16 protein-coding genes are annotated in these 23,574 nt (G+C 64.5%); 7 read left to right on the forward strand and 9 right to left on the reverse strand.

What is annotated here, in order from left to right; genetic code table 11:
- Positions 1–16: 16 nt before the first annotated feature.
- On the reverse strand, positions 17–2,251 hold the full coding sequence (locus tag QDT69_RS28955; RefSeq protein ID WP_279709884.1) for an adenylate/guanylate cyclase domain-containing protein: 2,235 nt from the start codon (positions 2,249–2,251) through the stop codon (positions 17–19).
- A 107-nt stretch (positions 2,252–2,358) separates the two neighbouring features.
- Positions 2,359–7,551, reverse strand: coding sequence for a VCBS domain-containing protein (locus QDT69_RS28960; RefSeq protein WP_279709885.1), 5,193 nt, complete (start codon positions 7,549–7,551; stop codon positions 2,359–2,361).
- Between the two features lie 594 nt (positions 7,552–8,145).
- Here QDT69_RS28960 and QDT69_RS28965 point away from each other — a divergent pair.
- Entirely contained in the window at positions 8,146–8,892 is a 747-nt protein-coding gene (locus QDT69_RS28965; RefSeq protein WP_279709887.1) for a transglutaminase-like cysteine peptidase, read from the forward strand.
- Between the two features lie 149 nt (positions 8,893–9,041).
- On the opposite strand, the gene QDT69_RS28970 is transcribed toward QDT69_RS28965, so the two are convergent.
- The 6 genes from QDT69_RS28970 to QDT69_RS28995 all read right to left on the reverse strand — a co-directional run bounded on the left by QDT69_RS28970 (position 9,042) and on the right by QDT69_RS28995 (position 15,882).
- A complete protein-coding gene (locus QDT69_RS28970) occupies positions 9,042–10,241 on the reverse strand; it encodes an ABC transporter substrate-binding protein (RefSeq protein WP_279709888.1) in 1,200 nt (399 codons plus the stop codon).
- 77 nt (positions 10,242–10,318) lie between these two features.
- Positions 10,319–12,157, reverse strand: a complete 1,839-nt coding sequence (locus QDT69_RS28975; RefSeq protein WP_279709889.1) for an AMP-dependent synthetase/ligase — start codon at positions 12,155–12,157, stop codon at positions 10,319–10,321.
- 142 nt (positions 12,158–12,299) lie between these two features.
- The gene (locus tag QDT69_RS28980; protein ID WP_050423023.1) at positions 12,300–13,079 is read right to left on the reverse strand and encodes an ABC transporter ATP-binding protein; all 780 of its coding nucleotides are present in this window, start codon (positions 13,077–13,079) and stop codon (positions 12,300–12,302) included.
- A 10-nt stretch (positions 13,080–13,089) separates the two neighbouring features.
- Entirely contained in the window at positions 13,090–13,848 is a 759-nt protein-coding gene (locus QDT69_RS28985; protein WP_050423024.1) for an ABC transporter ATP-binding protein, read from the reverse strand.
- Positions 13,845–14,996 carry a branched-chain amino acid ABC transporter permease gene (locus tag QDT69_RS28990; RefSeq protein ID WP_146992140.1) on the reverse strand — a complete coding sequence of 384 codons (1,152 nt, stop codon included), beginning with the start codon at positions 14,994–14,996 and terminating at the stop codon, positions 13,845–13,847. Before QDT69_RS28990 ends, QDT69_RS28985 begins: the two co-directional genes overlap by 4 nt.
- A gap of 10 nt (positions 14,997–15,006) precedes the next feature.
- Positions 15,007–15,882, reverse strand: a complete 876-nt coding sequence (locus QDT69_RS28995) for a branched-chain amino acid ABC transporter permease (protein WP_279709890.1) — start codon at positions 15,880–15,882, stop codon at positions 15,007–15,009.
- A gap of 293 nt (positions 15,883–16,175) precedes the next feature.
- On the opposite strand from QDT69_RS28995, the gene QDT69_RS29000 reads away from it, so the two are divergent.
- Together QDT69_RS29000 and QDT69_RS29005 are read left to right on the forward strand one after the other, a co-directional pair.
- Positions 16,176–16,928 (forward strand): ABC transporter ATP-binding protein, encoded by a 753-nt coding sequence (locus QDT69_RS29000; RefSeq protein WP_279709891.1) that lies wholly within the window; start codon positions 16,176–16,178, stop codon positions 16,926–16,928.
- Positions 16,925–18,445 (forward strand): permease, encoded by a 1,521-nt coding sequence (locus QDT69_RS29005; protein ID WP_279709892.1) that lies wholly within the window; start codon positions 16,925–16,927, stop codon positions 18,443–18,445. Before QDT69_RS29000 ends, QDT69_RS29005 begins: the two co-directional genes overlap by 4 nt.
- Positions 18,446–18,463: 18 nt before the next feature.
- On the opposite strand, the gene QDT69_RS29010 is transcribed toward QDT69_RS29005, so the two are convergent.
- Positions 18,464–19,402 carry an alpha/beta hydrolase gene (locus QDT69_RS29010; RefSeq protein WP_279709893.1) on the reverse strand — a complete coding sequence of 313 codons (939 nt, stop codon included), beginning with the start codon at positions 19,400–19,402 and terminating at the stop codon, positions 18,464–18,466.
- A 174-nt stretch (positions 19,403–19,576) separates the two neighbouring features.
- On the opposite strand from QDT69_RS29010, the gene QDT69_RS29015 reads away from it, so the two are divergent.
- From QDT69_RS29015 to QDT69_RS29030, 4 genes are all read left to right on the forward strand, one after another.
- Entirely contained in the window at positions 19,577–20,392 is an 816-nt protein-coding gene (locus QDT69_RS29015; RefSeq protein WP_279709894.1) for an MBL fold metallo-hydrolase, read from the forward strand.
- Positions 20,393–20,535: 143 nt separating this feature from the next.
- On the forward strand, positions 20,536–20,991 hold the full coding sequence (locus QDT69_RS29020) for a MerR family transcriptional regulator (protein WP_279709895.1): 456 nt from the start codon (positions 20,536–20,538) through the stop codon (positions 20,989–20,991).
- Between the two features lie 56 nt (positions 20,992–21,047).
- The gene (locus tag QDT69_RS29025; protein WP_279709896.1) at positions 21,048–22,436 is read left to right on the forward strand and encodes an MFS transporter; all 1,389 of its coding nucleotides are present in this window, start codon (positions 21,048–21,050) and stop codon (positions 22,434–22,436) included.
- A gap of 83 nt (positions 22,437–22,519) precedes the next feature.
- On the forward strand, positions 22,520–23,569 hold the full coding sequence (locus tag QDT69_RS29030; protein ID WP_279709897.1) for an amidohydrolase family protein: 1,050 nt from the start codon (positions 22,520–22,522) through the stop codon (positions 23,567–23,569).
- Positions 23,570–23,574 lie beyond the last annotated feature (5 nt).

Consider the following 23,574-nt stretch of genomic DNA (forward strand, 5'->3'; position numbering starts at 1 on the left):
GGGGATTTGTGGCGTCTTACTTGGTCAGCAGCGCGAACGCGCCGTCCCAATCGTCCGGCGGCGGCTCCTTCTGGAAGGCGCGGATGCGCGCCTCGTAGAGGCGGTAGAGATACTGCAGCGTCTGCGCCTCGTCGGTCTTGCGGCCGCGCTCGATCGCGGCGAGTGCGCCATCCCAGTCACGGCTGCGGTAACAGGCCAGCATCTCGATGGTCAGGTTGCGCAACCGCTGGAAGCGGCCGGACCCGGCGACGTCTTCGCGGCCGGCGATCGCATAGATCACCTCGGGCTCCTTCTTGCCCTTGACCATGATGAAGTCGAGCTCGAGGATCGCGAACTTCTCCTTCACGGCAAGCGCGGTCTTCGATCCCACGATGATCGGGAAGCCGTACTCCTTGGATTGCCCTTCCAGCCGCGAGGCCAGATTGACGCTGTCGCCGAACACCGAATAGTCGAAACGCACGTCGGAGCCCATATTGCCGACCACGCACGTGCCGGTGTTGAGACCGACACCGATGTTGAGCGGCACATAGACATGGCCGCCGGCCTTGGCTTCCTGCTCGCGCGCACGGTTGAGGTCGTCGACGCGCTCCAGCATGTCGAGCGCAGCGTCGCAGGCGTTGAGCTGATGCTGCTTGTCGTCGAGCGGCGCATTCCAGAACGCCATGATGGCGTCGCCCATGTATTTGTCGATGGTGCCCTTGCGGGCGAGGATCGCGTTGGAAAGCGGCGTGAGGAAGCGATTCATCAGCGCCGTGAGGCCCTGCGGATCGCGCTTGTAGGTTTCCGAGATCGTGGTGAAGCCGCGCATGTCCGAGAACATGATGGTCATCTCGCGCTCCTCGCCGCCGAGCACGAGCCGCTCCGGCGACTGCGCCAGCTGCTCGACCAGCGCCGGCGACATGTACTGCACGAATTGCGACCTGATCTGCCGGCGCTGCTGCTGCTCGCGCACGAAGGCCGAGAAGATCAGCGTCAGATAGATCGCCGTGGTCGACATCAGCGGATAGGTGAAGTCGATCAGGAGCCGGTGCTGGGAATAGAAATACCAGGACGTGCCGGTCAGCACCGAGGCGAACATGCCGCCGACGATGACCAGCGTGATCGGACCGAATTTCGGCGCGAAGGCGATGACCAGGAGCCCCATGATCATCGCGGCGAGGAATTCGATGGCGATGCCGTAGCTCGGCTGCGAAACGACGTCGCCGGTGAGCGCGCTCTCCAGCACCTGGGCGTGAACCTCGACCCCGGGCATGGCCGGCGTCACCGGCGTGGTCTTGATGTCGTTCAACCCGACCGAGGAGGTGCCGATCAGGACCAGCTTGCCGGCGATCCGGTCCGGCGGGACCCGCCCATCCAGCACATCGACGGCGGAGACATAGATCGAAGGGTCGCGGCGCGCGTAATGGATCCAGAGCTGGGCGAATTGATCGGTCGGGATCGCAAAGCCCTTGATGCCGAGGCTCTGGATGCCGCCCTTGTCGGCCTTGATCAGGATGGTGCCGGAGCCGCTCGCCACCCGCAGCATTTCGAACGTCAGCGATGGCATGGTGACGTCCTGCGCGACCATCATCATCGGCACCCGCCTGACGATGCCGTCGCGCTCCGGCCTGATCGTGAACAGACCTCGCCCGGCGGCGGCCTCCTCAAGCACCGGCACGTTGCGCAACAAGCCCGGAAACTGGAACATGAACTGCTGCGGCTCCTCGCCGAGCATCGCAAGCCCGGTGACCGGCAGCTTTTCGTTGAGGTCGGCGCGTACATTGGGGCCGCCGGATTCGCCGAGCACCACGCGCGAGTTCCTGATGGCGTCGGCGAAAATGCTGTCATTGCTCGGCAGCTGCCGCAGCCTGGCGCGCATCTCCTCGTCGAGGCTGCTGAACGTGTCGGCCGCGATATCGGGATTAAGACGGTCCGGCTCGGAGAACACCGCGTCGAACGCGATCACCACGGCGCCGAGCCGGGTGAGATTGATGACGATGTCGGCGAGCCGTGTCCGCGGCCACGGCCACTGCCCGAGCCGGGGATCGGCGAGACTCCTCTCGTCGATATCGACGATGGTGACGGGCCGCGCGGTCTTCTGGCGGGGTTCGAGCACCTGGAAGGTGTCGAACGTCCTGACGCGGAGCTCCTGCACCGGAGCCGGATCCACAGCCCGCAACGCGGCAAAGCCGACCAACAGCGCCACGCAGGCCAGCCGCGCATAGCCGAAGCGCCGTCCGAACCACCTTCGTATCGCCTTCAGCCGTCTCATGGCGTCTGGATATCACGCGCGGAGGGTTGTTCCAATGGAGCCGGCAAGCGCGGTGCACAATCAGCCCGACCCGCCCCGCCGCCGATGGCGGCTCGGCCGCACAGCCGTCACGTGACGTGAAGCAGGAAGTCGTTGTGGCCGAGCGCCGCGGGGCTGACGTTGCGCAGTGTGATGGTGTCCGCGCTGTCGATCGTGATCAGCGTATCGGCCGCATTGGTCGGCGACTGCGCAACGTGCTGGCTGATCCAGGTGTCGACACTGCTGGTCGACACCACCGCGGTGAGATCGATGTGGTCGACGCCGGGCTTGTAGTTCAGGATCGTGTCGTGGTTGAAATTCGGCGCGAACACGAACTGGTCCTGATAACCCGCCGTCCCGAACAACACGTCCTTGCCGCTGGTGCCCGTCAGCGTCACCGGCTGGGATGGATTTTGCTGGACGTTGAAGATCAGGTTGACCGTATCGCTCGCGCCGTTGCCGTCGGTCACGGAGAGCGTGACGGTGTCGGTCGGCGCGGTGCCGGGGTGATAGGTGAGAGCCGACGATGCCAGCGCAGCGTTGATATCGGCGAGGTGGCCCGTTTGCGCCGGCGGCGTCACGCTGCTGCCCAAACCGACCGCGGTGGCCGCCAGGGTGAAATTCTGCATGGCCGTTGCTTCGGCATCGGTAACGGTCAGGCCGGAGATCGAGTCGGTCCCGTTGGGATTCTCGGTGATGATGATGTTGTCGGTGTGGATTTCCAGCGGCGAGGCGGGCGTCAGATTGATCGCGAGATCCATCGTTGCGGTCAATCCGCCCTGGTCGGTCGTCGAAACGTGCAGCGAGTCGGCGCCGCTGTAGCCGGATGTCGGTGTGTAGACCACGCCGCCCGCCAGAGCCGCGTCAACCGCAGCCACAGTGCCGTTGAACGTCAGCGTACCGTTTGCTCCGTTGGCACTGACCTCGACCCCGGCAGCGTTTGTGAGTGCGATCGCGCCATGCCCCACATTCAGCGTCACCTGCTCGGTGCTACCGATGTCGACGTCGGAGACTTTCAGACCCGTGATCGAAAGCGCTGTGCCTGGCGCGGTGGAAAGACCGGTGGCAGGCCAGCTCGCGTCGCCGTTCACCACCCATGCGGGGTTGCCGTGAACCGTCAGATTGCCGGCGCTACCGACCAGATCGGCTGCACTGGTGCCGCTGCCATCGCTCAGCGGAAAATAGGCCGCAAGCCCGCTCTCATTGCCCGCCAGCATCGTGGATTCGAGCGCCTGGACCTGTGACTGCGTCAGCGCTGAGTTCCAGACACTCACATCGGCGATGCTGCCGGTGAAACCCTCGGCCGCGAAGCTGCTGCCGTTCTCCGAGGATACGCCGCCGATCAAGGTGAAGTCGGCATGCGAGCCCGGAATGGTGTTGACGCTCGCGTTGGTCGTGAACGCGACGGCCCCGTCGACATAGAGCGTGAAGTCGCCGTTGACGTGGGTCAGCGCGATATGGTGCCACGCACCGCGCGAGATGGTGATCCCTGTATCGATGCCCGCGATCCCGCCGTTCTGGATCTGTAGATCCAGTAGGCCACCGGCCGTGACCACGCCGTTGACCCCGAGCCCGGCGTCGGACGTGCTTCCATCGTAGAACAGAAGCTGAGAATCGCCGGCTTTGCCGCTGCCGTTCCAATCCACCCAGCCCGCAAGCGTGACCCCGTCCGTGCCGTTTCCGACATGCGTCGTCGCCACCGCGCCGACGGCCGTCGTGCTGCCGTCGAAATTGAGATAGGTCGGGTGGAAGGCCAGCGTCGGGGTGTCGTTGGCGCCGATCACATCGACCGTCAGCGTCGCGGTCGCGGTCGCGCCATGCACATCGATCGTCTCGACGGTGAACGTGTCGGCATAGCTCCCTTTAGGCAGCGCATTGATCGCGGCATCGTTAGGAACGTAGCTGTAGGTGCCGTCCGCATTGACCGTGAGTATGCCGTAAAGGCCTGAGATCTGCGTGACCGCGGCGTGGTCCGAATTGAGGGCGGCATAGGTCAGCGTCGCGGTCTCACCGTCGTCGACGTCATGGCCATGCAGCGTGCCGGTCAGCGGGCTGAACGTGTCGTAGGCAGCGGTATCGACGAGCGTGCCGGCATTGACGTCGGCGAGCGTCGGCGCGTCGTTGGCGCCGTGGATCGTGATCGTCACCGGCGTGTTGACGACGCCGCCATGATGATCGTTGAGCTGGATCGTGTAGGTCAGCGTCAGCGTCTCGCCGGCGGCGAGGTAGTCGAAATTCTTGTCCGCGGCCGAGAAGGTCCAGGCCTGCGATCCGGTCAGCCCGCCGGTCGAATCCGTCAGCGTCCCCAGCGACAGCCAGTTCAGGATGGTGGACTGGTCCTCGGGCAGGCCCGCGGTCGCTCCGGCTTCGGCGACGCCGGTGATGGTCATCGTGTGGGTGTCGCTGAGGTCCACATCGGTGAAGGTCACCGTGCCCGATGCGCTGTCCGGCTTGGACGAACCCGTGGTGTCGGGCTGCTCGGCGATGGTGGCCGTCTGCGCCTCCGACGTGACCGTCGGCACGTCATTGCTGCCGGTGATCGTGATCGTCAGCGGCTGGCTGACCACACCGCCATGATGGTCGTCGACCTGGATCGTATAGGTCAGCGTCAGCGTCTCGCCGGCGGCGAGGTAGTCGAAATTCTGATCCGCGGCCGAGAAGGTCCAGGCCTGTGACCCGGTCACGTGGCCGGTCGAATCCGTCAGCGCCCCCAGCGACAGCCAGTTCAGGATCGTGGACTCGTTCTCGGTCAGGCCCGTGGTCGTCCCGGACTCGGTCACACCGGTGATGGACACGGTGTGGGTGTCGCTGAGATCGACGTCGGCAAAGCCCACCACACCCTGGGCCACGTCCGGCTTGGATGAACCCGTCGTGTCGGGCTGCTCGGCGATGGTGGCGGTCTGGGGCTCGGCGGTGAATGTCGGGACGTCGTTGGTGCCCGTGATGGTGATCGTGACGGGCTGGGTGACGACGCCGCCATGATGGTCGTCGACCTGGATCGTATAGGTCAACGTCAGCTTCTCGCCCGCGGCGAGATAATCGAAACTCTTGTCCGCAGCCGAGAACGTCCAGACATCCGATCCGGTCACGCCGCCGGTCGAATCCGACAGCTTCCCGAGCGACAGCCAGCTCAGGATCGTCGCCTGATCGGGGAGCCCTGACGTGACGCCGGTTTCGGTGACGCCGGCCACGGTGACGCTGTGGGTGTCGCTGAGATCGACGTCGGTGAAGGTCACCGTGCCGGACGCGGTATCGTGGGCCACCGAACCGGTCGTCCCCTCGACTTCGGTGATCGCGGCGGCCTGGGTCGGCGACGTGATCACCGGCATGTCATCCGTGCCGACGATCGTGATCGTGACCGGGACCGTGACGACGCCGCCATGATGGTCGTCGATCTGGATCGTGTAGGTCAGCGTCAGCGTCTCGCCGGCAGCGAGATAGTCGAAACTCTTGTCGGTTGCCGAGAACGTCCAGGCGCGCGATCCAGTCACGCCATCGGTCGAATCGGTCAGCGCGCCCAGCGACAGCCAGCTCAGCACCGTGGCCTGGTTGGCAAGCCCGCTGGTGACGCCGGCCTCGGTGACGCCGGTGATGGTGACCGTGTGCGTGTCGGTCAGATCCGCATCGGTGAACGTGACCGTGCCGTGCGCGGTATCCGGCGCGCCGGAATTCGTCGTCCATGGCAGCTCGGTGATCGAAGCGACCTGCGGCGCAGACGTCACGACCGGCGTGTCGTTGGTGCCGGTGATCGTTATGGTGATGGTCTTGAACGCGGTCTCGTTGCTCGGCGCGTAGTTGTTGTCGACGCGCACCAGATAGGTCAGCGTCAGGGTTTCGCCGGCGGCCAGGAAGTCGAAGGCGCCGTCGGCTAGGCTGTAGGTCCAGGTCGCCGAGCCGACATTGGTGTTGTTCGGATCGGGATCGAGCAGCAACGGGATCTCGACCGCGTTGATGGCCGCCTGTTCCGCCGCCGTCAGCTGCGAGGTCACGTCCTTGCCGCTGGCATCGTGGTAGCTGAACGTGCTGAAGCTGACCGCCGCACTGGGCTTGTCGCCGAGATTGACGTCCGTCCATGTGATCTGTCCGGTCACTGTGTCGGGCAGCGTGCTATGCGTCAGCCCGGGCTGTTCGGCGAACGACGCATTCTGGGTCACGACATGCGGCGCACCGGGAGCGTGGTCGGGCTTGCTGGCAGCGGCCTCTGGTCCGGCATTGCCGGTCAGGGCCAGCAGGAAGCTTGTCGGCAGGATCACGTCGCCGGTCGGGAATTTGAGGCCGATCGTGACCGGGACGACGCTGTCCGTGAAGTTCGTCGTGAGCTTGGTGTTGGGATTGTTGTTGTCGGTGAACTTCAGCGCGAAGACGTCGGAGATCAGCTTCTGCGCATCGGTCGACAGTTGCGCCGACGAGACGAAGCTGACGCTGCCCTGGCCGTTGACGATGGTTTGGGTGCCGGCCTGATCGACGGTTGCGATCGGATTGAGCGTCGTCTTGTCGAACAGGATGTAGGAGCCGGTGGTGCCGTCAGGCTCGACCAGCACCTGGAATTTGGCCGGCGGCACGCCGCCCGAGCCCTGCACGTCGAAATCGATCTCGACCAGAACCGCGGTGCCGCGGATGCCCATGGTCGCGACCGGCGTATCAACCTTCATGTCGCCATGCTTGGCGGTCGCGCCGGCGACGAACGAAATGGTGCCCGAGACGAGGCTCATCAGCGACGAATTGCTCGACCCGTTCGGGTCGTAGATCATCTCGTTCAGCACCATCTTGGCGTTTGGTCCGAGACCGAAGACGGTGCCGTCGATGAAGGTGATGCCGAGCGTCGAGTCGCCGCCGGACTGCACCACGTCACCCTTGTTGACGTTGTCGCCCTGGTTCAGGACGATCGCGACGCCGTTGCGGATGGCGGTGGCGCTGCCCGTCAGCTTGGTGACATGGCCGATGACCTTGGCTGGCTCCGCCGCGCCGCCCGCCTGGGCATATTGGGTGTAGCCGGTGAGCGCGTTGACGAGATCGCCGGTGAGATGCGCGCCTTCAGGCGATGCCAGCGCCGCGCGCTTCTCGCCCTTGAAATAGTCGTGCAGGACGAGTTCCCGATCGTCCTTCGAGATGACGAGATCGAGCCCGGTCCGCTTGAAGTCGCCGGTGAACAGCAATTGCCCGTCGTCGACCGTGATCGCGCCAGGCGGAGCATTCGAGGTAACGCTTTCGACGTATACCGGTCCGCGGGCATAAGCGTCCGCGCTCGGCAAATGGCCGTCGAATTTCTCGATAAAGTTCACTGCGGATCACCGCACGAGGGTTAATATTGGTAAAATATCCGAATGATTACGCCTGCATATCATCGGATAAAGCTTGGCGAAACCATCCTTTGCTTTCGCAAGGTGCTCTGGTCGCGCGGTTTGAGCGGATGTGACTTGGCTCACTCTCACATGAGTCGTGTATTCCGAACTTGCCTGACGGTACCATGAGATGGGATTTGAGCCAAGATGGGTAATGAGCCACGTATTCGTGGTATTGACTGGCATTTCTGTACTTGCCTTTATTTCCCCGCAGCCCCGAGAGGGCATTTGACCCGATTTTTCCGGCTAATGCTGTGACTTGGCTTACAAATCGCAGCTATCCCGTGCGCGGACTGGCCGGGTTAACCAGTAGGCAAGGATGAGGCGTTTCGCGGTGGAAAAAGGTTCGCCGGTTCGTTTCACAAACCGGTAAAGTTTTCGGGACCCGGACCACGCGCCCTTTAGCGTCCGGCCCGGTTTCCCCACATCTTAAGTCGATTCGAAGGGATCGCTGGTCATGCTCGCGGCATGAAAAGTTCCGGTCGCGTGTGCGGTGTAGTGTCCACCCGCCGATGAGCGGACAGGGGGTGTCACATGGGATTCTCGCTTCGCTCGTTTGCGGTGCGCTCCGTCATGTTGGGCTTCGGCCTGGTTCTGGCCGCACCAATTGCCGAGCTTAACGCCGCCTCGCTGCTGTCGCCCGGCCCGGCGACCCTGCTCAGACAGTCAACCGAACCGTTCGGCCTCGCGACCAGCCTGCTCGCCGGCGGCGGCCTGCACGACAAATGGCTCGGCGTGCAGCGCCAGCTGGCCGACGAATTGGTGCAGCTCGCAGCCTGCGAGAGCGACCGCGCGGGGTGTGCGTCGCCGGAGGCGCTGCGATTCCTGGCGATTGTCGATCTTGGTCGCGCGCGCAACGGCCGCGCCCGGCTCGGTGAGATCAACCGCGCCATCAATCTCGCGATCCATCCGGGCAGCGATCTTGCGACCTACGGCGAGCCCGACGTCTGGGCCACGCCGCTCGCCACCTTCGCCCGCGGCAGCGGCGATTGCGAAGATTATGCGATCGCCAAGTTCGTGGCGCTCGCCAGGGCCGGCGTCGCGCCGGAGGATTTGCGTATCGTGGTCATGCATGACCTGCTGGGCGGCGAGGACCATGCGGTGGTCGCGGCGCGGCTCGACGGTCACTGGCTGACACTCGACAACCGTCGCATGGCGATGATCGAGGATACCGACATCAGGAGTTTCCGGCCGACCTTCGTGATCGACCAGAACGGCGTGAGCCGTTATGTCGATGCGCCGCTCGTCACCGAGGCGGCGTGGCGGCCGGCGGCGCGGTGAGTTGAAGACGTAGTTCGCCTGCGAATCTGAGCGCAAGCCACCTCCGTCATTGCGAGGAGCGAAGCGACGAAGCAATCCATGTTTCCGCTTGCGGGACTATGGATTGCTTCGCTGCGCTAGCAATGACGGTAGGCGGAGCCCTGCACCGCTCAGAACATCAGATTGTCCTTCACCAGAACCCAACGGCCGCCCTTGACCTGCTGCACCTGGGTGATGGTGTTGGCGAGATGATCCGTTTTGGAGAACTTGGTCGGCGGCGAGCTGAAGATATCGAGGAACTTGTCGCCTGACTCCAGCGCATCGAGCATCTTCTGGCCGGTGAGATCCTTGCCCGCCTTCTGGGCGTAGAAGGCAAAAGTCATCACCGCGTTGTAGCCGATGATCGCCTGGGTGTTGGCGTCGGAGTTGAACATCTTCTTGTAGTTGACCAGCCAGTCCTTCACCTTGCCCTTGGCCGTGTCCTCGTAGGGAATCTCGAAGCCTGACGCTGCGTAGAGGCCCTCGACGGCTTCCTTGCCGAGCGCCGGCACTTCAAGCACGTTGGTCGGCGTGGCGCCGAGGAAGGTCACATCCCAGCCGAGCTTCCTGGCTTCGTTCATCGCGCCGATGGTTTCGCGGATCACGGTGCCAAGCACGACGAGATCGCAGCCGTCGGCCTTCATCTTGGCGACCTGCGCCGAGAAATCGGAGGCGCCGCGCTTGTAGCTCGTGATCGAGGCGGGCTGCACCTTCATCGCAGCGAGCTGCTGATTGAAGCCATCGAGCACGTTCTTACCGTACTCGTCGTCCTGATGCATGATGCAGGGCTTCTTGAAGTTCTTCCAGTCCATCATGTATTTGAGCGCGGCGCGCGTGCTCTCGACATAGGGCAACAGGTTGTTGAACTTGAGCCGCTCCTGCGGCTTGGCGGGATCAAACTTGAAGGTGAATTCAGCGGCGGTCAGCGGAAACAGTTGCAGCACGCCGGCGTCGAACAGGATGTCCTGCGCGGCGAGCACGGTCGGCGAGCCCATCGGGCCGATCATCGCGAAGATCTTGTCGCGCTCGACCAACTTCTGCGAGGCCAGCACGGCCTTCTTCGGGTCGTAGCCGTTGTCCTCCAGGATCATCTTGATCTTGCGGCCGTTGATGCCGCCGCTGGCGTTGACCTCCTCAACCGCCATCTTCATGCCGTTCGACACCGGAACGCCCCAGACCTTGATCGGGCCGGACAAATCCTGATGCGTTCCGATCACGATCTCAGTCGGCGAGATGCCTTCATTGGTGACCTTGGTCTGGGCTGCGGCCGGCAGACAGGTCAGCGCCAGCGCGCTCACCGCAAGGCCCAGCGCCTTCAGCGATTTCGACATTGCAGTCTCCTCCTTAACAACGGCCCATGGTGAGCGAAGGGTCGGGCCTTCTCGCTCCTTCGCCAATCTATTCCCCGCTATGCGACAGCCCGCTCGCCATACATGGCGTCGATCTCCGCCGCGTAGCGCTTGTTCACGAAACTGCGCTTCAGTTTCATGGTCGGCGTCAGCTCCTCGTCCTCGGGCGTGAGCTGGCGTTCGATCAAATAGAATTTCTTGATGGTCTCGACGCGCGCGAACTTGGCGTTGACCGCCTCGACCTCGCGGTGGATCAGGTCCTGGATCTCGCGGGCACGGCACAGGCTGGCGTAGTTGGTGAACGGGATGTCCTGGTCCTGGGCGTATTTCTCGACATTCTCCTGATCGATCATGATCAGGCAGGTGAGATAGGGCCGCTTGTCGCCGATCACGACCGCGTCCGAGACGTAGGGCGAGAATTTGAGCTGGTTCTCGATCTCGGACGGCGTGATGTTCTTGCCGCCTGAGGTGATGATGATGTCCTTCATCCGGTCGGTGATCTTGACATAGCCTTCATTGTCGATCGCACCGACATCGCCGGTATGCAGCCAGCCCTTCGCGTCGATCGTCTCGGCGGTCTTCTCCGGCTGGTTGAGATAGCCCATGAACAGGAAGTCGCCCTTGATCAGGATCTCGCCCTTCGGGCAGATCATCACCTCGCCCCAGGGTGCGGCCTTGCCGACCGAGCCGAGCTTGATGCGGTCCGCCGGCATCATGGTCGCGACACCGCAATTCTCGGTCTGGCCGTAGACCTCGCGCATGTCGATGCCGAGCGCGAGATACCAGCGGATCAGATCCGGCGAGATCGGCGCCGCGCCGGTCAGTGCGATCCGGCAACGGTCGAGCCCGAGCATGCGGCGGATGTTGCGGAACACCAGCCAGTAGGCGGCGCGGTTGGCGAGCCGCAGCGACAGCGGCGGCGTCTCGCCCTCCAGCCGGCACTCGGTCATCCGGTTGCCGATCGCGAGCGCGCGGGCGTACATCCAGTTCTGGAACGGGGTCGCGTCCTTTAGCGCAATGGTGATGCCGGAATAGAACTTCTCCCAGATCCGGGGCACCGCGAGGAAAGCGGTTGGCTGCACCTCGCGCAGATTGTCCGGCACCGTCTCCGGACTCTCGGCAAAATTCATCACCGAGCCGAGCGCGAGCGAGATGTAATAGCCGCCGACCCGCTCGGCGACGTGGCAGAGCGGCAGGAACACCAACCGCTCCTCGCTGTCGGTCGAGGGGTAGAGGTCGTTGGCGTGGCGCATCTGGTGCGTCACGCTGCGGTTGGAGTGCATCGCGCCCTTCGGCGGGCCCGTGGTGCCCGACGTATAGACCAGGATCGCGAGATCGGAGGCGGTGCGGCTGCCGGTCATTTCATCCCACAGGGCGTCATTGCCCTGCGCATGATTGCGCCCGAGTGCGGTGAACTCGGCGAGCGACAGCACCATCGGATCTGAGAAGCCGGAGAGGCCCTCCATGTCGAACACGACGACCTTTTCCAGGGTCGGACAGCGCGACCGGCAGGTCAGCACCTTGTCGAGCTGCTCCTCGTCCTCGACGAAGATCACCCGGGTGCGGGAATCGTTGACGAGGTATTCGACCTGCGCCGCCGAATCGGTCGGATAGATGCCGGACGACACGCCGCCGGCGCACAGGATGCCCATGTCGGCATAGACCCATTCCGGCACCGCGTTGGCGATGATCGAGGCGACGTCGCCGGGGCGGAAGCCGGTCGCATGCAGGCCGAATGCGATGTCCTTGGAGATCTGCAGCCATTCGCGCCAGCTGGTCGGCTGCCAGATGCCGAACTTCTTCTCGCGGATCGCGGGCCTGTCGCCACGCGTTTGCACCGCGAGCAGAAAGCTCCTCGCGATCGTGTCGGCGACCGTCAGCACCGCTGGTCCTGCCATGCGCGCTCCCTCCTCTGCCGCCTGCTTCGCGCGCCGGCTCGCGTACCGGTCTTGCTGGCGAAACAGGCCCGAAATCTAGCTCCAACTCGCTCTCAGTGCCAAACCAACTTTAGTCAGCGCCAAGTCTTCTCAGGAGTCTTCCCTAACGCCACGTCTTCTTCTTTTTCCAGCGCCGCTCACCCCGCGCGCCGGCTTCCTTGGCGCCGAGATAGAACTCCTGGATATCGGGTGAATTGAGCAGCCGCTCGCAGGTGTCGTTCATGACGACGCGGCCGATCTCCAGCACATAGCCGTAATGCGCCGTCTCCAGCGCGATCTTGGCATTCTGCTCGACCAGCAGGATCGACATGCCCTGCTCCTCATTGACGCGGCGGATGATGGTGAAGATTTCCTTCACCAGGATCGGCGACAGCCCAAGCGACGGCTCGTCCAGCAGCAGCAGCGTCGGCCGGTTCATCAGCGCGCGCCCGATCGCCAGCATCTGCTGCTCGCCACCCGAAAGCTGACCGGCCGGCTGGCCGAGCCGCTCCTTCAGCCGGGGAAAATAGCCGTAGACGCGCTCGAGGTCCTGCGCCACACCGTCGCGGTCCTTGCGCAGATAGGCACCCATCATCAGGTTCTCGCGCACCGACAGGAACGGAAACACCTCGCGCCCCTCCGGCACATGGCTGAGGCCGAGCCGCACGATCCGGTCGGCCTCCATGCGCTGGATCGGCTTGCCGAGGAATTCGATCGAGCCCTTCTGCGGATCGAGGATCCCGGAGATCGTCTTCAGCACCGTGGTCTTGCCGGCGCCGTTGGCGCCGAGCAGCGTCACGATCTGGCCGCGCGGCACCTCGAGGCTGATGCCGCGGATCGCCATGATCGGCCCGTAATAGCTTTCGATGTTGGAAAGCTTCAGGATGATGTCCGATGTGCTCATGGCATCATCCTCATGCGCCGAGATAGGCTGCGACGACGTCGGGATGATGCTGCACCTCGGACGGCGAGCCCATCGCCAGCACGCGGCCGTAGTTCAGCGCGATCACGCGATCGGAGACGCGGTTGACCAGCGTCATGTCGTGCTCGACCATCAGGACGGTGATGCCGAGCTCGCTCTTCATGTCGCGGATCCAGAACGACATGTCGTCGGTCTCCTCGACGTTGAGGCCGGACGACGGCTCGTCGAGCAGGATCAGCTTCGGCTCCGAGCACAACGCCCGCGCCAGCTCGATCACCTTGCGCACCCCGTAAGGCAAGCCCGAGATCAGCTTGTCGCGGTAGGGCTCGAGATCGAGGAATTCGATCACCTGCTCGACCCGGCGGCGATGCGCCTTCTCGCCGGCGCGCACGCTCGGCAGGAACAGCAGTTCCTGCCAGAGCCGGGTGGTGGAATGGCGATGGCGGCCGACCAGGAGATTACTCAGCACGGTGGCGTTCTCGAACAGCTCGATGTTCTGGAACGTGCGTGCGATGCCGAGTTTCGCGATGTCGTAGGCCGGCTGCTGGGTGATGTCCTGGTCCTCGAAGAAGATCTTGCCCGAGGTCGGCGGATAGATCCGCGAGATCAGGTTGAAGATCGAGCTCTTGCCGGCGCCGTTCGGCCCGATGATCGAGAGGATCTCGCCCTTCTCGACCGCGAAGCTGACGGCATCGACCGCCTTCAGGCCACCGAAATGCAGCGACAGGTTCTCGGCGCGGAAATAGCTCATCTGTTCCGCTCCGATTTCACGTAAATCTTCTGCCGCTTGAAGGTCGCGCGCTTGTACAGCGGGAACAGCTGGAAGAAGAGCTTGATCTTGAGCCAGCGGCCATAGAGTCCCAGAGGTTCAAAGAGCACGAACACCACGATGATGACGCCGTAGATCGCGCCCTTCAGCCCGTTGGCCGAGGCAAAGGCCGCGACCGCATCCTGGATGTGGCCGGCGCGCTCGGTGCCGGCGCCGAGCGTTGCCGCGGCGCCTGCGATCACGCCGGGCATGTCGTCCTTCAGGTAGGTCAGGAATGGATCGATCATCACCAGGAAGATCGCGCCCAGCACCGCGCCGTGCAGACTGAACGTGCCGCCGATCAGGATCACGATGATGAACTCGATCGAGAGCTGCAGCGTGAACATCTCCGGCGAGATGAAGGAGAGCTTGTGGGCGAACAGCACGCCGGCAAAGCCGGTGATACCAGCCGAGATCGCGAACGACTTCACCTTGTAGAGTGCGACATTGATGCCCATGCTGCGCGCCGCGGTCTCGCTGTCGCGGATCGCGACAAAGGCGCGCCCGGTCGGCGAGCGCAGCAGGTTGAGCGTGCCGACGATGGTCAGCACCAGCACCGCGAGGCAGAGATAATAGAAGGTCGGGCCGTCGCGCGACACCGTGGTGCCGAGCAGTTGCATGGCCTTGACCCGCATGCCCTCATTGCCGTTGGTCACGCTCTCCCAGCGCGCCATGATTTCCTCGACAATGAAGGCAAACGAGATCGTCGCGATCACCAGATAGATGCCCTGCAGCCGCAGCGCCGGAAATCCGACCAGCGCGCCGACCACGCCGGTCAGCAGTCCCGCGGCGAGGAAGTAGACCGGAAACGGCACGTTGAATTGCTGCAGATAAGCCGCGGTGTAGGCGCCGATCGCCAGAAACGCGGCATGGCCGAGCGAGGCCTGTCCGGTGAAGCCGGTCAGGATCATCAGCCCGACGCCGACGGTTGCATAGATGCAGACGAAGACGAGCTGGCTCATCAGGTAGCTCGACAGCACATAGGGCGCGATCAGCAGCACCGCGAGCAGCAAGCCGTAGGAATAGACGTAGCCGGAATGCGGGAACAGCCTGATGTCGTCTTCATAGTCGGTCTTGAAGAGAAACCGCATATGTCGTTCCTCAGACCTTTTTACGTACGTGAAGGCCGAACAGGCCCTCGGGCTTGAGCAGCAGCACTGCGAGCAGCACGATGTAGGGCGCGACGTCCTTCCATCCCTGCGGCAGATAGAAGCCCGCCATGCTCTCGATCACGCCGATCAGGACGCCGCCGACCACCGCGCCGGGGATCGAGCCGAAGCCGCCGAGCACGGCGGCCGGAAACGCCTTCAGCCCCAGCACCAGCCCGACATTGGAATGGATGAAGGTGATCGGGGCCAGCAGCACGCCGGCGCAGGTCGCGACCGCCGCCGAGATCGCCCAGACGATCGAGACCACGCGCTTGACCGGGATGCCCATGTAATAGGCAGCCAGCATGTTCTCGGAGCTGGCGCGCATCGCGGTGCCGAGCGTGGTGCGGTTGAAGAACAGATAGAGCAGCGCGCACAGGATGATGGTCGCCGCGATCACCGACAATTTGTCATAGGCCAGCACCAGGCTGCCGATCCGCAGCACGCCCTGGCTGAACGGCGTCTCGATCTTGAAGTCGTCGGTGCCCCAGATCATGCCGGCCACCGAGCGCAGGAAATAGCCGAGCCCGATCGTCGCCATGATGATGGAGAACTGCGGATAGCCGAGGATCGGCCGCACCACGAGCCGCTCGGCCAGCATGCCGAACAGCGCCATGCAGATCACCGCGCCGGCGAAGCCGACCCAGTAATTCAGCCCGAGCAGGCCAATGAATGTGAAGGCGAAAAAGCCGCCCAGCATCATCAAATCGCCCTGCGCGAAATTGACGACCTCGGTTGCCTTGTAGACCAGCACGAAGCCGAGCGCGATCAGGCCGTAAACGCAGCCGAGCGCGATGCCGCTGACGAGCTGCTGAACGAAGTCCAGCATCGTTCCCTCCCCGATGCCCGGCGATTCTTGTCGATCGCTCGTTGCATCCCGCCTTCACGCCCTTGTGTCGGAAGCGCTGAAAGCCGCCTATGTCCGCCCGGATTGAGCCAAAACGCCCGATCCCTGTCAACAAACCGCTGATCCGGCTGTATCATCACATTTACGGAGATATGCCGCAGCACGGACTAATACGGATATCGCGTTCGATTTGCCCCGTGCGATTCACTGCACCGAAACGGTTTTTGTCCAAGGTCACGCAACCGACGAGCGAACTCCCGGATCGCCACCACATCATGACATCGCAACTGTCCGCACTGGCCCTGCGAGGGTTAACCAAGCGTTTTGACCGCCCGGCGGTCGACGCGCTCGATCTCACCATCCACGTCGGCGAGTTCTATGCGCTGCTCGGTCCGAACGGCGCCGGCAAGACCACGACGCTGCGCATGGTGGCCGGGCTGTTGCGGCCCGATGCCGGCTCGGTGTCGATCCTCGGCGTCGATGCGCTGGCCGACCCGGTCGCCGCCAAGCAGATCATGGCCTGGGTGTCCGACGAGCCGATGATCTACGACAAGCTGACGCCGCTGGAATATCTCGAATTCGTCGCCGGCCTGTGGGGCATCGATCCCCGCACATCGGAGAAGTCGGCGCGCAATCTCCTGATCTCGCTCGGGCTCGAGCCGCATCTCAACGAGCGCTGCGAAGGCTTCTCCAAGGGCATGCGCCAGAAGGTGGCGCTCGCCGGCGCGCTGGTGCACGATCCGCGCCTGATCATTCTCGACGAACCGCTGACCGGCCTCGACGCGCTGTCGGCGCGTCACGTCAAGGGGCTGTTGCAGGAGCGCGTCCGCACCGGCTGCACCGTGATCATGACCACCCATATTCTCGAAGTCGCCGAGCGCATGGCCGACCGGATCGGCGTGATCGCGTCCGGCAGGCTGATCGCCGAAGGCACGCTCAACGAGCTGCGCGAGCAGAACGGCCGCAACGACACCACCCTCGAGGACATGTTCATCGCGCTGGTCGATACCGAGGCGGCGGCCGCGTGAGCTCGACCGCCCATCTTACCTGGTTCGCGCGCCACGAATTCCGCCTGGCCTGGCGCGAATGGCTGGCGATGATGACCGGCGGCCGGCGACGGCGCAATCGCGCCGTCATCGGCCTGCTGGTCTTCGCGGCGATCCTGCATCTGCCGGCCTATGCCGTGGTCGCCCGCTATGTCGACCTCAGGTTTCCGCTCGATCCGTCCTCGCTGATCGTGCTGACCGCCACGATCTTCCTGTCCTGGGCGCTGATGCTCTCGCAGGCGATCGAGTCGGTGACGCGCGTGTTCTATGCCCGCGCCGACCTCGATCTGATCATGTCGTCGCCGGCCAAGCTCACCAACATCTTCTCGATCCGGATCGCCGCGATCGCGCTGACGGTGAGCAGCATGGCGCTCTTGCTTTCGACGCCGTTCATCGACGTGCTGGTGTATCTCGGCGGCCCGCGCTGGCTCGCCGGTTTCGGCGTCGTACTTGCGATCGGGCTGTCGGCGGCTGCCGCGGCGATCGCCGTCACTGCGTTCCTGTTTCGCGTGATCGGGCCGAGCCGGACGCGGCTGGTGGCGCAGATCGTCTCCGCCGTCATCGGCGCCGGCTTCGTCATCGCTCTGCAGGTCGTCGCCGTGCTGTCCTACGGCACGCTGTCACGCTTTGCCTTTCTGACCTCCGACACCGCGGCACGAATTGCTCCCGCGCCCGACAGCCTGATCTGGTGGCCGGCGCGCGCATCGCTCGGCGATATCGAGATCATGTTGCTGCTGCTTGCCGCCGCGCTCGTGCTGCTCGGCGTCGTGATGGCGGTGTTCGCGCCGCGATTTGCCGACACGGTTGCAAGCGTTGCCGCCAATCCGGCGGCGGTCACGCAGGGACGGGCCCGCGCATTCCGGTCCGGCTCGCGCCAGCAGGCGCTGCGCCGCAAGGAATTCCTGCTGCTGCGCCGCGATCCCTGGCTGTTGTCGCAGAGCCTGATGCAGATGCTCTATCTGCTGCCGCCGGCGCTGATGCTGTGGCGAAGCTTCTCCGGCACGTCGACCGCGATCGTGCTGATTACGCCTGTCATCGTGATGGCCGCAGGCCAGCTCGCCGGCGGGCTCGCGTGGCTGACCATCTCGGGCGAGGACGCGCCCGATCTGGTCGCGACCGCACCGCTGCCGCCGTCACGCGTGACCCGCGCCAAGATCGAGGTCGTCCTGATTGCCATCGCCACCGTCTTCGCGCCGCTGGTAGTGGCACTCACATTCGCCTCGCCGCAGCAGGCCGCGGTCACCGCGATCGCGATCATTATCGCGACCGCATCTGCGGCCGCGGTCCAGCTCTGGTTCCGTGCGCAGGCCAAGCGCAGTCAGTTCCGCCGACGCCAGACCTCCTCCCGCATCGCGACCTTCGCGGAAGCCTTCTCCTCGATCGGCTGGGCCGCAACTGCGGCACTGGCCCTGACGATCCCGGTGGCCGCGCTGGTCAGCGGGATTATGACGCTGCTGACGCTCGCCATCGCCTGGAAGATCAGCCCGCGCCAAATCTGACCGGCTAAGCCTGACAGGTTACGCCTTCATCACCTCCATCACCGCCGCGGCAAAGGCCTCCGGCTGCTCCTGCGGCAGGTTGTGGCCGGCGCGCGGGATCACGCGATAGGCGCGGCGCGCGGTGTACCTGGCTGCGCTGGCACTGCCGTCGGTGGCAGCCGTCACCCCGTCATCGGCGCCGTCGAGCGTGATGGTGGGGACCGCAATCATCGGCAACGCGTCGAGCCGACGCTGTATGTCCGCGTATTGCGGGTCCCCTTCGACAACGCCGTAGCGATGGCGATAACTGTGGATCACCACATCGACATAATCGGGATTGTCGAACGCGGCGGCGGTGCGCTCGAAGCAGGCATCGTCGAATGCCCAGCCCGGTGACCATTGTTTCCACAGGATCCGCGCGATGCCGCGCCGGTTGGCGGCAAGCCCGGCGCGCCCCCGCTCGAGCTGGAAATAATACTGATACCAGAGCGGCACCTCGCGCTCGGGCCGTGCCGGCACCATGGCATGCGCGATGTCCTGGATCATGTAGCCGTTGGTGCAGACCAGTCCGATGCACCGTTCCGGCCACAGCGCCGCGCCGATCGACGCGGCACGGCCGCCCCAATCATAGCCGGCGAACACCGCGCGCTTGATGCCGAGCGCATCCATCAGCGCCATCATGTCGGCCGCGATCGCCGCCTGCTCGCCCGAACGCGGCGTCGCCTTGTCGCGGAAGGCCGTTGGCCCGTAGCCGCGCAGATAAGGCACGATGACCCGGCAGCCCTGCGCCGCCAGCTTGGGTGCGACGTCCACATAGGAATGGATGTCGTAGGGGAAGCCGTGCATCAGCAGCACGGCCTGACCGTCGGCCGGGCCTGCCTCGTAATAGGCGATGTCGAGCACGCCTGCGTCGACATGGCGCAACGGCTCGAGCCGATTGGTCGATGGTGCGCGCGGCGCGGAGGTATTGTCGGTCACGCAGAACTCCCTGATCGCAGTGATCTGCGCGGCATGATAGCGCTTGCCAGCTGAATAATCGCCCGGATCGTATTGCAGCCAGCGCCGTGGAGCGATGCATCGGCCTCATCATGACGGCACGGCAATTGCGCGATAGTCTCGCCCGCGCGGATATCGCCGCAGACGGAACAGCTCATGCTGAGATTGCTCGCCGCGCTCGTCCTGCTGGGAACACTGACCAGTCACGCGGTCGCGCAGGACGCCCAGCGCAGCGAATGCCTGGCGATGGCCAATGCGCCGCGGCGCGCCACCCCGGTGAGTTACCGTCGCGTCGCCGCCAAAGCGGACGAGGTCGCGATCACCTATGCCGGCCACTCGACCTATTACATCGACACGCCCGGCGGCATCCGGATCGCGACCGACTACAGCGGCGTCTATCGGACCGGGCGGCTGCCCGATGTCGTCACGATGAACCGGGCGCACGAGACGCATTACACGCTGTTTCCCGACCCGAAGATTGCCCACGTGCTGCACGGCTGGGGCGAGAATGGCCAGGCCGCGCATTATTCGGAGCGGATCGGCGACGTCTATATCCGCAATGTCACCACGGATATCCGCCGCTACTGGGGCGAAGGTTCCGGCGGCGAGATGATCAAGGACGGCAATTCGATCTTCATCTTCGAGGTCGCCGGCCTCTGCATCGGTCATCTCGGCCACCTCCACGTCAAGCTCGACGACAGCCAGTTCGCCGCGATCGGCCGGCTCGACATCGTGATGGTGCCGATCGACGGCACTTACACGATGTCGCTCGACGGCATCTCCGAGATCACCAAGCGCTTGCGCGCCTCGGTGGTGCTACCGATGCACCGCTTCGCAACCCCGCTCGACGAATTCATGCGCCTGATCGGCCAGCAGTTCGAGATCGACCGCCGCGGCGGCGAGCGAACTTTGCGGATTTCGCGCGACACGCTGCCGGCGACGCCGACGGTGATCATCCTCGACGGGGTGTGAGGCAGCCCGCCCCTGACACGATTTCGTCAACCGGCGATTTTCGCGCTTGACCTAGAGTATGCTCTAGCTTGTTCACTCGGAAGTGTCCGGCGGATCAGCCGCACACCGCATGATCCCGCCGGCACCATGAAGGCGGTCTTACCATGATGGATGCCCGAGCAACCCAGGCGCTCAGCGCGCTCCATATCGGTGAAATCGCGCGCCGCTCCGGCCGCAGCGTGCACACGATCCGCTGGTACGAGACGCAGGGCCTGATGCCGGGCGTCGTCAGAGACCGCGGCCGCCGCCGCGTCTACAGCGATTACCATGTCGGCTGGCTCGACCTGATGGAACGGTTGCGCCTGACCGGCATGTCGATCCGGCAACTCCGCGAATACACCGCGCTGGTGAAGCAGGGCAGCGCGAGCCTGCCCAAGCGCCGCGCCCTGCTTGCCGCCCATCAACTCCGCGTCCATGCGATGATCGCCAAGTGGACCGAGGCGCTGACGCTGGTCGATGCCAAGGTCGAATTCTACGACGAATGGATGGTGGGCGGTGTGCGCCCCGCAGTCTCACCCCAGCAGCGTGCCCGCGACAAGCGCTCAATGCCCAAGGCCTGAACAAGGCCTGAACAAGGCCTGAGCGCCCCGCTCAACCCGAGAGAACAGGATACGCGATGGACGATATGCTTCGGCGTAAACCCTTTGCCATGCGCGCATCGCAGCGGCTGACGCTGCTGACGCTGTGCCTCGCGGTCACGATCGCGCACATCGACACCTTCATCGTCAATCTCGGCGCGCGCGCGATCGGCGATCATTTCGGTGCCGGCGTCGACCAGTTGCAATGGATCGTGGACAGCTACAATCTGCTCTACGCCGTCTCGCTGCTGCCCGGCGGGATGCTTGCGGACAGATACGGCCGGCGCCGGATTCTGATCTGCGGCGCCCTGATCTTCAGCTTCGCATCGCTGCTGTGCGCGGCCGCGTCGTCAGCACAGGTGCTGATCGGCGGACGTGCGCTCACCGGCGCCGGAGGCGCGCTGATGATCCCGGCTTCACTTGCGATCATCCGTGTGGTCTGGGACCGGCCGGACGAGCGCGCCCGCGCACTCGGCATCTGGGCCGCCTGCAACGGCGTCGCCATGGCGCTCGGACCGAGCCTTGGCGGGCTGCTGATCCCATGGCTCGGCTGGCGCAGCATCTTCCTGGTGATCGTGCCGTTCGGCCTGCTCGTCGCTCTGATGGCCGGATCGACGGTCCCGGAATCAGCCAACCCGCAGCGGCGCGCGTTCGACGTTCCGGCCCAGTTCTGCGGCGCGCTGGCGCTTGGAAGCCTGACCTGTGCCGCCATCGGCGCGCAATCGACGCCGGGCGCGATGACCGCCATGCTGGTCGTCGCCCTGCTTTCGACAACGCTGCTGATCGCGATCGAGAGGAGGAAGGGTTCCGAGGCGCTGTTGTCGCCGGAAATACTCGGCGCCCGGCAGTTCCGCGCCGCGATGATCGCCACCACGGGCATGACCTTCGGCGGCTATGGCATGGTCTTCGTGTTGCCGCTGGCGTGGCAGTCGAGCGGGCGGTTCGATGCCGCGGCGAGCGCCGCCGCGTTGCTGCCGATGTCGCTGGTGTTCGTGTTGGTCTCGGCGCCCTCCGGCACGCTCTCGGACAAGTTTGGACTGCGCGTGACAACATCGGGCGGCGTGACGCTGATGAGCGCCGGTCTGCTGATGATTGGTCTTGGTGGCCTGCAACCAAACATCGCGCTGGCCGAGCTCGGACTGGCCATCACTGGCCTCGGGCTCGGCCTCGCGGCAGGACCGCTCTCGGCGATGGCCATCGGCGACGTCGCGGCTGCGCGGGCCGGAACGGCTGCGGCGCTGATCAACGTGGCGCGGATCAGCGGTGCAACGATAGGGGTCGCGGTGCTCGGCGCATTGTATGCGGCAGCCGGTGGTGGCAGCCGCGGCTTGCTGCTTGCGATGCTCGCCGGAAGCCTCGTTCAGTTCGCCGGCGCCGGCGTGGCATGGCTGATGACGCGGCGAAAGGCGCCGCGGTTGCGCATTTGACCAGTTCGCGCGCGGCTCGTTATCCTTCGCGCAGCCGACACTGGATCGGCGGCCGACAAGAGCAAGAACAGGGAGCATCATCCATGGCCAGCACTCTGCCCGCCTCAGCCAGCGGGCTCTATGCCAATCCCCGCGAAGACTGGCTCGCCCAATACACCGAGGCGATCATCGATCCTGACAGGCCGATCGTCGACCCGCACCACCATCTCTGGGACCGCGGCGGCCTGCGCTATCTGATCGAGGAGATGCGTGACGACATCGCATCGGGCCACAACATCGTGGCGACGGTCTATGTCGACTGCCGGTCGATGTACCGCGCCGACGGGCCGGAGGCGTTCCGCCCGGTCGGCGAGGTCGAATTCGCCAACGGCGTCGCCGCGATGGCGGCGAGCGGCGGCTATGGCAAGGCGGCGATCTGCGCCGGCATCGTCAGCCACGTTAACCTTCTGATCGGCGACCAGGCCAAGGCGGTGCTGGAGGCGGAGATTGCGGCCGGCAACGGCCGGTTCCGCGGCATCCGCCACTCCTCGGCCTGGGATGAGGACCCCAACGTCGCCCACATGTATGCGAACCGGCCGAAAGGCATCCTGCTGGATTCCACCTTTCGTCAAGGGTTCGCCTGCCTGGCGCCGCTCGGGCTCAGCTTCGATGCCTGGTTGTTCCATCCGCAGATCGGCGAGCTGACCGATCTCGCCCGCGCCTTTCCCGACACCAAAATCGTGCTCGACCATTGCGGCGGCCCGGTCGGCACCGGCCGCTTCGCCGGCAAGCGCGAGGAGACCTTTCCGGTCTGGAAGGCGTCGATCCGGGAGATCGCCAAATGCCCGAACGTCGTGGTCAAGCTCGGCGGGCTGGCGATGTGCCTGCTCGGCTATGACTTCCACCTGCGCCCGAGGCCGCCCTCGTCGGAGGAACTCGCCGCCGCCTGGCGGCCCTATGTGGAGACCTGCATCGAGGCGTTCGGGCCGAACCGTTGCATGTTCGAAAGCAACTTCCCACCTGACAAGGGACAGTGCAGCTATCAGGTGATCTTCAACACCTTTAAACGGCTTGCATCACAATATAGCGAAGCCGAGAAGACGGCGTTGTTCTTGAAGACGGCAAAGGATGTCTATCGGCTCGATATCGGGTAAGCTTC

Origin of the sequence: Bradyrhizobium sp. CER78, from assembly GCF_029846235.1 — a bacterium.
Taxonomy (GTDB): domain Bacteria; phylum Pseudomonadota; class Alphaproteobacteria; order Rhizobiales; family Xanthobacteraceae; genus Bradyrhizobium.